The sequence below is a fragment of the Prevotella sp. DNF00663 genome, from assembly GCF_001553265.1.
Classification (GTDB): domain Bacteria; phylum Bacteroidota; class Bacteroidia; order Bacteroidales; family Bacteroidaceae; genus Prevotella.
Window position 1 is genome coordinate 1 of sequence record NZ_KQ960609.1, and the last position, 9978, is coordinate 9978.

The 9978-nt window shown below is 39.4% G+C and carries 9 protein-coding genes; all 9 read right to left on the reverse strand.

Annotation, left to right across the window (positions count from 1 at the left end; genetic code table 11):
- A partial coding sequence (locus tag HMPREF3034_RS03900) for a toprim domain-containing protein (protein ID WP_062433391.1) occupies window positions 1-860 on the reverse strand: 860 nt, incomplete at its 3' end.
- 212 nt (window positions 861-1072) lie between these two features.
- Complete coding sequence (locus tag HMPREF3034_RS03905) at window positions 1073-2287, reverse strand: virulence-associated E family protein (RefSeq protein ID WP_028899556.1); 1215 nt, start codon at window positions 2285-2287, stop codon at window positions 1073-1075.
- An 11-nt stretch (window positions 2288-2298) separates the two neighbouring features.
- Complete coding sequence (locus HMPREF3034_RS03910) at window positions 2299-2655, reverse strand: helix-turn-helix domain-containing protein (RefSeq protein WP_062433392.1); 357 nt, start codon at window positions 2653-2655, stop codon at window positions 2299-2301.
- 99 nt (window positions 2656-2754) lie between these two features.
- Window positions 2755-3501, reverse strand: coding sequence for a hypothetical protein (locus HMPREF3034_RS03915; protein WP_062433394.1), 747 nt, complete (start codon window positions 3499-3501; stop codon window positions 2755-2757).
- A 14-nt stretch (window positions 3502-3515) separates the two neighbouring features.
- The gene (locus tag HMPREF3034_RS03920) at window positions 3516-4772 is read right to left on the reverse strand and encodes a site-specific integrase (protein ID WP_062433396.1); all 1257 of its coding nucleotides are present in this window, start codon (window positions 4770-4772) and stop codon (window positions 3516-3518) included.
- 13 nt (window positions 4773-4785) lie between these two features.
- The gene (locus HMPREF3034_RS03925; RefSeq protein ID WP_021902972.1) at window positions 4786-5343 is read right to left on the reverse strand and encodes a helix-turn-helix domain-containing protein; all 558 of its coding nucleotides are present in this window, start codon (window positions 5341-5343) and stop codon (window positions 4786-4788) included.
- 207 nt (window positions 5344-5550) lie between these two features.
- Window positions 5551-7476 (reverse strand): molecular chaperone DnaK, encoded by a 1926-nt coding sequence (gene dnaK / locus HMPREF3034_RS03930; protein WP_036900630.1) that lies wholly within the window; start codon window positions 7474-7476, stop codon window positions 5551-5553.
- Window positions 7477-7771: 295 nt separating this feature from the next.
- Entirely contained in the window at window positions 7772-8743 is a 972-nt protein-coding gene (locus HMPREF3034_RS03935) for an efflux RND transporter periplasmic adaptor subunit (protein WP_036900933.1), read from the reverse strand.
- A gap of 296 nt (window positions 8744-9039) precedes the next feature.
- Window positions 9040-9804, reverse strand: coding sequence for a glycerophosphodiester phosphodiesterase (locus tag HMPREF3034_RS03940; protein ID WP_062433398.1), 765 nt, complete (start codon window positions 9802-9804; stop codon window positions 9040-9042).
- Between the last annotated feature and the right edge of the window lie 174 nt (window positions 9805-9978).

Genomic DNA, 9978 nt, shown 5'->3' on the forward strand with positions numbered 1-9978 from the left:
TCTGCTTTCTCTGAATGCTTGAATTCAGCACATAAATACTCATTTAGGTCTTTATAGTTTTGGAAGACGAAAGAGCAGTCTTGAACAGCAAAATTATCTCTTTTAAGTTGTTTTAAAGTTCGCTTTCCTCCTTCATCATTATCTAAATATGAACAGATGAGTTTGTGCTTTGAAAGGAAAAATATTGACTTTTTGATATTATTAATCGAGTTAAGTATCAGTGCAGCTTTCTTCTCTTCCTCTGGACTCATCGTAAGCAGACTAAGATAATCCATAAAACCTTCAAACAGATTGATTTGTTCTGAGGGATTGGGAACATACGACACATCGGAAGGAGACAAACACCCTTTGAAGTATGGATTGCGCAACGCATACCCATAAGAATTATTTGGAAATCCTATTGCGTAAAAACTCCTATCACCAATCCTATAATGGATTTCTCTACAATATTTTTTCGCAATGTTCAGATTGATTCCTCTATGTGTGAAATATTCTATGAGATTCGGATGGCATAAGTTAGTAGAGCCGACAACCTCTATACGTGATTGGCTTGGAGAAATTGTTTTGCTATTAGCTATGGAAAATTTTGGTAGGTTATTTTGTTTGCCATTAAACAACTCTATAGCTTGTACTAAACTGCAATTATGTAATTGCATAACTAAATCTATAAGACTCCCACCTTCATCAAGTGCAAAGTCATACCATAGATTTTGATTATAATCAACTTTGAAACTTGGAGTATGTTCATTTCGGAATGGACTTTTATACATTCCGTAATAGCCATAATTCTTTATAGGGTATATAGACATACTACCTAAGTAATCTTTAATTGATATTGCTTTAATTTCATCTATTGTCATACTTATAACTTTTAAGTTTATTACTTACTACAATGTGATATTCTTGTAAGTCGTTGACAGTGAAAGGAAAATATGTAGTACTTACTTTTCTTGTAGTAATCATTGCATATGATAGGCTGGTAGTAATGAGGTAGTAACACCCTATCTAATAGTTTACTACGGTCTAATCTTTCTTCTTTCAATGCTTTATCCCTCTTTGTAGTAAAGTAGTATTAATAATTAGTATTGTAACTTTGAATAAAGGGATTGGGAACAATCTTGCGTATATGGTAGACATACATTGGATTGCCACCTATCCTTTTGGATTTCCGCAAGAAACCAGCCTTTTTCAAGGCTTCTCCCATTCTCCTTTCACTTAGGTTTAGCGTTGTATATCCACGCAAATAGTTTAGGATTTCAGAAGTGGTCATATAACTCTCTTCGGTTGCTGCTGGCTTTTCCATGCCTTTAAGAAGCATTTCATACTCAACAGTCTGCACTTGAAACCCTTCGCTCTCTTGATGCAATTCGGCTATTTCCTCTTCATTGAACCAATAATGATAGTCAACTCTCCACAATTCAACTGCCTCGGAGTACACCTTGTTGATATTAATCCCTTTAGCTGCGTCAATATCAATGTGTTCAACTTCAAAAGGTAGAAAGCGACGACTGCCTGTCGGATCTGTTAGAAAATCATTACCATTAACAGATGCCATAAAGCTTGCTAAGTGAGGATACTCCTCAATGTAAGTGTCGTATGGTCTACGATATTTTACTCTTGGTGTCGTTATCAGATTCTTCAATTCATTTTCATCTCTCTTATTGAGTGCCTTTAGCTGGTCGTCAATATTGATAAAAAGATATTCCGCAATCAGTGTTTGTACATCTTTTCCTTGTGGATCTATTTTTCCAGTGAAAAGATAACTCTTCAGTTCTTCTGGACAGAGTAAATCAAGGAAAGTTGTTTTGAATTTTCCTTGTTCACCTGTAAGAACTAAACATGTATGATTACGACACTGTAAATCATCCATGGCATTGGCTACGACAGCAACCAACCATTTTACAAAGTAGTGTTTCCACTTATCAGGATTTCTCACCACAACACAATTTGCCAACCTTATAATTTCAGATTCATCTTCACCTTTAGGTTTTGGAAGATTCAACAAATACTCACGAATTGGGTTAACTTTATTGCAAAAGTCGCTCTCCAATATTGCTCGAATATTATCTGCTGGAGTATATATTCCCAAAGTCCCATCTACCAGCCGACGCATAGAGTTAATATCATATTTAGTAAGAGGACGAAATGAAGTATTAGAATCTTGTTCTCGAAACTCTGTTCTACTTTTAACAGTATTAAAACGAAAAGCATAATGCTCTTTCAAGAATTGTTCTATACGTTCATTCTTAGATTGCTTGGCTCGCCCTTCAGTTCTTTCCTTTTCCATAATGCATATATTTATAAAATGGAAGAATCAGAATGTTTCTCAGAAATAAAAGCTTTTGCCTCCTCGTTGATTTCGGCAACAGTCTTTTTCTTACCTCCTTCAATCCATGCCAACAACTCATCTTCAAAAAAATAGAGATGCTTACCATTCTTATAACAAGGTAGTAAGCGTTTACGTACTAAGGTGTAAACCGTGGGTTTGGCTTTCCCTATAAGTTTACACGCATCATCTATTCCAATAGGAATACGTTTGGGAGGGACAATAGGGGTTTGTCCTTTACATACTAAATTCTTGATTTCAGCAACTTCGCTGACTAAGTGAGCAACTGCCTTTGGCAAGTTCTCAAAAGTGATTTCATTTTGTACCATAATACTTGTTATTGATTTTTACGGTGCAAATGAAAAAAGTGTTTCCTCTGTGTCCTAAGACACTGAAGAAACACTATAAAAACACAATAGGTTTGTGTGTTATTCTGTTATTTGGTGGTCTGAAAGGCTTTGTACAATGGGTATAGTGCCTTTCTTCTCGTCATCACGGAGATGACTTTTTATACTTCCAACTTCTACATCTTTGAATGTGGTGGCAAAAACCTGCTTAAGGAACTGCGAAATTTCATCTTGTTTGCCAACTCTAAAATGATTCCATATACTCCAACCAAAATGAAACAGGTCTAAGGCAACTAAACCTTTGATATTAATTGGTTCAACGTGTGATAAGGGAAGCTTAGCGGAGTACAACTCTATATATTCACAAAGCTTGAGCAAATCTTTATCTGAAACATAAGGTGCGAATTGCTGTTGAGTATATTTAATAGCTATAGCACGTTTATCTTGTACTTTCTGGTCCATTAACTTTTGTTGCTGTTGCCGAATTGAGTCAAAGTCCATTGATTGTTGCTGTTGTTCGGAAGATGAACCGCCAACACCGTCTACTACTTGTCCAGCCTCAGCGTCGGATGCTTTATCATTTGTTTTATCTTCTTGTTTCTTTGGAAAGAAAAACTTGACTAATGCCGTAAATAGTCCCTCTACCAAAATAGACAATATAGAATAAATGATGATGCCTATGGCAACAACACTCCAAAAGACTATTTGTGCAGTAAATTCATCAACCCCTAAACGTAAGGCAACCACTCTTGCGAACAACGCAATGATGACACAAACAACAAGAACGGACAGATATACTACAATATGTTCAAAATATTTGGTATTCATATTATGTTGTCGAATTAAGTTTTATCATTTTCAATATCTATTTGAATAGCATTGGCTGCTTTATTTTTCTTTTCATCGACAACCTTTGCATATACTTGAGTTGTTTTGACATTTGTATGCCCAAGCATCTTACTTACAGTATAGATGTCTGTGCCGTTTGCAAGTTGAAGGGTAGCAAATGTGTGCCTAAAACAATGAAAGCTGAGGTGCTTCTGAATACCAGCTTTTTCAATCCATGCCCTTAATGGACGAGAAATCCAAGAAGGATTTGGTAACCCTTCAAAAACGAGTTGTTCTGGTTGTCTTGGCTCTCCGCAAAGCTTAAACGCCTGTTCCGAGATAGGCATATACTCTACCCCTTTTGTCTTTTTCTGAGTAAAGAGAAGTTTGGCTTGGTTTCCTTCGATGGCTATTTCATTCCATTTTAGTTTTTGAATATCGCAATGTCTCAGTCCTGTCAGAGCTGAGAATAGTGCTGCACGTTTAAGTACATCACGTTCACAGGGGGTATTAGCTAACTTATTCAGTTCATCAAGGGTTAAGTATTCCCTTCGGGATTCTTGTTCCTGTATGCCTTTGATTTTTGCAGATAAATCTATGGTCAAATATCCGTCTATGAATGCTTGTTTGAGCGCAGCCTTAAAAATAGAAAAATATGTAGAAGCTGTGTTTCGTGATATTGTCCCTTTTTTACTTCCACCACAAGGAGCGGATAACAAGAAGAACTTGAAATCTTCAGCTAATCGGTTGTCTATTTGTGAAAAAAGAAGCGTGTCTCCAGCAAACATTTTTAACAAAACATGTACTCGCTCCCAGTTTGTTTGAATTGAAAGGGAACTATTACGGTGTCGCTTATCTGCCACCTTATCAAAGTACTTAATGAAATTTTGTTGTAATCGTTCTTTCTGTTCTGCTTGTGCGGTTTCTGTGTCACTATACAAGCTTGCATTATCATATTCACGCTGCCGTAGTTTTCTAACACTATCTGCATAAATACAGGCCTCTTGGTCTATCTCACTTTTACACAAGATAATTCCATTCAAATCTCGTTTAGGTTTGAAAGTTTGGGTCACTTCGGTTGTACGAGCTGTTCTACTTTTATCCCAAATAGGAGTAGTGATAGTTCGGTTTAGATACTCACGCACTCTTTGCGGAGAATCTTTTCCAGCTACTCTCACAGGATAGCTTTCTATATACAGGTACCATTCTTTTCGATAAGCACTCTTTCGCAATCGTACTGTTGCCTTTGTATTATCAAGTTCCTTTCTCATTGTATGTCGTGGGTTAGGGTTTATACAAATTGTCTATCTCTGATTTTGGCGCATAGACGTAATTACCAATCTGCCTTGTTGGAATAGAATATTTGCGAATATGCAGATATACAGTACTATCATGGATGCCAAACTTCTTGGCTATTTCTCCAATCGTATAACAATCTTCAGGCTCAAGCCGATAAGTCTTTACTTCTGATTGTTTTTCTTTTCTTCTTTCATCGTAAGGACGTAGATTAAAGCGTTCTTGTAAATCAGCTTTGCAAATACGTATCATCCTTCGTCCGAGGTTATAATAACGAACTTGCTTATTCCTGATTAAGCGATAAAGGGAATCTCGTCCAATATCAAATAATGCAGTTGCATCAGCTATTGAGAGATAAGGTTGATTCTTCGGAACTCTCGCAGCCTTTTCTCTTTTCAATGCATCTAACAGTTCTTCCTTTTTTCTTTGTTTGTATGCAGCTTGAGAACAGTTCTTAGAGCAGTATCTGGAGGTTAGCGTCTTTGCAATAAAAGATTTACCGCAAATTTCGCATTTCCGCTCTATTTGAAATTTTGCACTTGCCATACTATTTGTATCTATTTGATTATCAATCTATCTTTTAAATTAAGTCGCACTTTATCTCCCATTAAGTCGCGGCACAAATATGGTACAAATATAAGCACAAAAACGATTAAAAACAATAAGATTTAATCATTATTAAGAAATAAAAATCCCAGCAACTTATTATGTTACTGGGATTTACCTATTTTTAATTAGCGTTTATTAGCACTTTTATTTCACTTCCTCGAAGTCTGCGTCTTGGATGTCGCTGGCGTTGCCACCTTGGGATTGTTGACCGTCTTGAGCACCACCGTTGAAGTCTTGAGAAGCGTCGGGGCCGGGCTGAGCACCTTGTGCTCCTTGATACATTTGCTGGCTAGCAGTCTGCATCACGGTGTTGAGGTTGTTGATAGCTGTATCAATTGCAGCCACATCACCACTCTTATGAGCATCTTTGAGTTGTTGGAGAGCACTCTCGATACCGGGCTTTTGGTCAGCAGGAATCTTGTCGCCGTTGTCTTTCAAGAAGTTCTCGGTGGTGAAAATCATGGAGTCTGCCTGATTCATCTTGTCCACTTTCTCTCGCTCTTTTTTGTCTGCTTCGGCGTTACTTTCTGCCTCTGCTTTCATACGGTCGATTTCTTCCTTGCTCAAACCACTTGATGCCTCAATGCGGATGTTCTGTTCCTTGCCTGTAGCCTTGTCTTTGGCGCTTACGTTCAAGATACCGTTGGCGTCAATATCGAATGTAACTTCAATCTGCGGAACACCGCGACGTGCAGGTGCGATACCCTCTAAATTGAACTGGCCGATGCTCTTATTCTGTGAAGCCATGGGACGCTCGCCTTGTAATACGTGAATGGTAACGGCAGTCTGGTTGTCTACGGCTGTAGAGAATACTTCGCTCTTTTTAGCAGGGATGGTTGTGTTAGCCTCAATCAGCTTTGTCATCACGCCACCCATAGTCTCGATACCGAGGGTCAACGGGGTTACGTCGAGCAACACGATGTCGCCCACACCGCTTTCTTTGTTCAAGATAGCACCCTGAATAGCAGCACCTACGGCTACCACTTCGTCGGGGTTTACGCCCTTAGAAGGCTCTTTGCCAAAGTAGTTCTTCACCAATGTCTGCACGGCAGGAATACGGCTGGAACCACCTACGAGGATGACTTCGTCAATGTCTGAAGTCTGTAACTTGGCATCGCGTATCGCATTTTGGCAAGGAACAAGACAAGCTTGGATAAGTCCATGAGCCAATTGTTCGAACTGTGCACGGGTCAAAGTCTTTACCAAGTGCTTAGGTACGCCACCTTCAGCCGAGATGTAAGGCAAGTTGATTTCGGTAGATGTAGAGCTTGATAATTCAATCTTAGCTTTCTCGGCAGCCTCTTTCAAGCGTTGCATGGCCATTGGGTCTTTCTTCAAATCGATACCCTCGTCGGCCTTAAAGCCGTCAGCCAGCCAGTTAATGATAACTTGGTCGAAGTCGTCGCCACCAAGGTGAGTATCACCATTGGTAGATAATACCTCGAATACACCGCCACCGAATTCTAGAATAGAGATATCGAATGTACCACCACCAAGGTCGAATACGGCAATCTTCATATCCTTGTTAGCCTTGTCTACGCCATAAGCGAGTGCAGCTGCTGTAGGTTCGTTTACAATACGCTGAACGTTCAAGCCTGCAATTTGGCCGGCTTCTTTGGTTGCCTGACGCTGTGAATCAGAGAAGTAAGCTGGTACTGTGATGACAGCATCGGTTACTTCCTGACCTAAATAATCCTCAGCAGTTTTCTTCATCTTCTGCAATACCATGGCAGAAATTTCCTGCGGAGTATATTTGCGTCCCTCAATATCTACACGGGGGAAACCGTTTTCGTCTACTACCTTATAAGGCATGCTCGTTGCTTCCTTACGCGATTGGTCGTAAGTCTCACCCATAAAGCGTTTGATAGAGTATACAGTGTTAGTCGGGTTGGTGATAGCCTGACGCTTAGCAGGGTCACCCACCTTGCGCTCGCCATCTTTTACAAAACCGATAACAGAAGGAGTTGTGCGCTTACCTTCGCTATTTGCTATCACAACAGGTTCGTTGCCTTCAAATACGGAAACGCAGCTGTTGGTTGTACCTAAGTCGATTCCAATAATCTTTCCCATAATCTTATATATTTATTTTTGTTATTATCTAATTTGATGTGGACACCAATATCCGTCATCTTATTAACAAACCATGTGCCAAGTGACATAATATGACAGAATGACACAAAACCATTAGGAGTTTATTAAAGACATGGAAATAATTATTGAAGACTAATTACAGCTAGTTGGCAGTTTCCAAATCCTTCTAAATGTTTTTCTTTGTATTTCTTATTTTCTATATTTATATAGGCGGTATACCGACAATAAGGCTAGAGTATTGTCGGTATAGAGAACTTTCAGTAATTATAATCTTTTATAGGTTTTCTATGCCACGTACCATAATTTTCTTTTTGGGGAGTTTTGTTTTAATTTCGATGTAATCTTGTTCTATGGCTCCTATGATTACTTGATTTTTCTTTAATTTATAGTCTTCTCCGTCTTTCTTCTCAATGGTATAGACAAAATAGTTTTCACCTTGCTTTTGTACGGCCGAAATAGGGAGTGCAAAACCTTGTTTGGAACTTATATTGATAATGGCCTCTACATAACTGTCGTTGATAATCATAGTTCCATTGGATTTGTCGATGGTAGCTATACAATTAATGGCTTTGGTATCTGGATTGATGATTTTCCCGATGTTAGATATTTTTGCTCGTAGGTTCTTGCTGTCATTACCGCCAGTTCCAAATATAACTTGTTGGCCAACGTGCAATTTCCTTATATCTGTATCGAATACTTCAAGTCTCAATTGGAGAGCATTGGGGTTGACTATCTCTGCAATATAGTTTTGCATATCGGTATATTCCCCTAATAATGTATTTACTTTTGTGATATATCCGCTAATGGGGGCGGTTATCGGAAAAGAAGCAGACATTTTCCCTTGCTCTATCAGAGTTGGATTTATGTGCAGCGTAGTAATACTTGCTTTGAGGGACAGATAGCCGGCGTATGTGCTATTGTAAATGCTTTTGGCTGCTAGATAATCCTTTTTAGCTCCAATCTGTTCAGCCCAAAGGGCGCTTGCTCGTTCGTAGTCAGCTTTCGCTTTAGTGTAGGCTATGGCCGCTTCTGCAAAACTTTGCTGTAAATTCATAAACTCGTTACCGGATATAGTCGCTACTACTTGACCAGCAGTGACATAATCTCCCACCTTACATCTCAATGTGTTGATTTTGCCAGAGATGGGAGTGCTGACTTTAGCCATGGCATTTGTGGGAGCAAAAATATATCCTTTGCATTCTACTTTCTCAAGAAAGGTTGCTGTACTAACTTGACCTATCTCCATTCCACCTTTTTCAAATTGTTCAGAGGTGATGGTTATCAGTCCGTCATCTTGAGATTGGGCTTCAGTCGTCTTCTTGTTAGTACATGAATAACCTATGTATTTGTCGTTTGTTTACATGTCAAAAAGAGCCTGTTTTAAGTTGTTGCAAGGGCGTGGCAGCAGTGCTGCATGAGCCGAACAGCAATACTGCCTCGGCTTTGCAGTAAAGTGATGATAAAGTGCTTAAAATCAGATATTTACATCTTCGACGGATTAAGTGAAGTGCATGTGGAAGTAAGGTGGCTACTTCATTTGGATTATTGTGCCCCTTGCATGGCTTCAATCGGATTATTGGTGGTGATGAAGTCGACACCTGCCTCGCTCATCTCTTGAATGGTGGCAGGTTCGTCTACGGTCCAAGCATTGACGGTCAAGCCTAATTCATGGGCTTGGCGTATCCATTCCGGATGTTGTCGGAATGCGCTATAATGATAATCAAGACCTGTGAAGCGGAGTTTGTGTAACTCTTCGGGCGAGACGTTTCCACGCAGATAGGCTACTTTAGCATGACTGTCTAATCGTATGAGTTCCTTGCATACGTCCATGTTGAACGAGATATATTCCACTCTGTCGGCCATACCATATTTCATTACTTCTTGCAAAGTCTTCCGAGCGGCCTCTCTGTTTCGTTCGAGGGTGGCGTGCGACTTGATTTCGATGATGAGTTTAGTGGGACTTTTGCTCTTTTTGAGCATTTTGAGGAAGTCTTTGAGTTGTGGCATGTGCTCGCCGTTGTCAAGCACGAGAGCTTTGCATTCCTTGTAAGTAGCTTGTTGTATGTTTACTCCTTTGAACGTAGGGTCATGGTTTACCATCAAATGTCCATCGGCAGTGAGCCAAATATCGGTTTCCGACCCATAAATTTGCAAGTCCAGAGCATTCTGTAATGATTCACGAGAGTTCTGTGCTGCGCCTTCCATTTTCCAATGTCCACGGTGCGCAATGACTTTATGTGCGCTCATGGTGAGGGTTGATACTGCTAGTAATGTGGCGATGATGAGGCTTCGTAGTGTTATTTTCATGATGAACTTGTAATGAGGTTTTATTGTTGGTTTATTCTTCTTTCAGAGTCGTATGCCAAATATACGCATAATTCTACATATAATATATGGTGTAGAGCATAAAATATGTGAATCGAAATCGGCCACCCTTGGTACACTGAAAGAGAACTCTGCAAAACTCTTAGTTTAGAAATT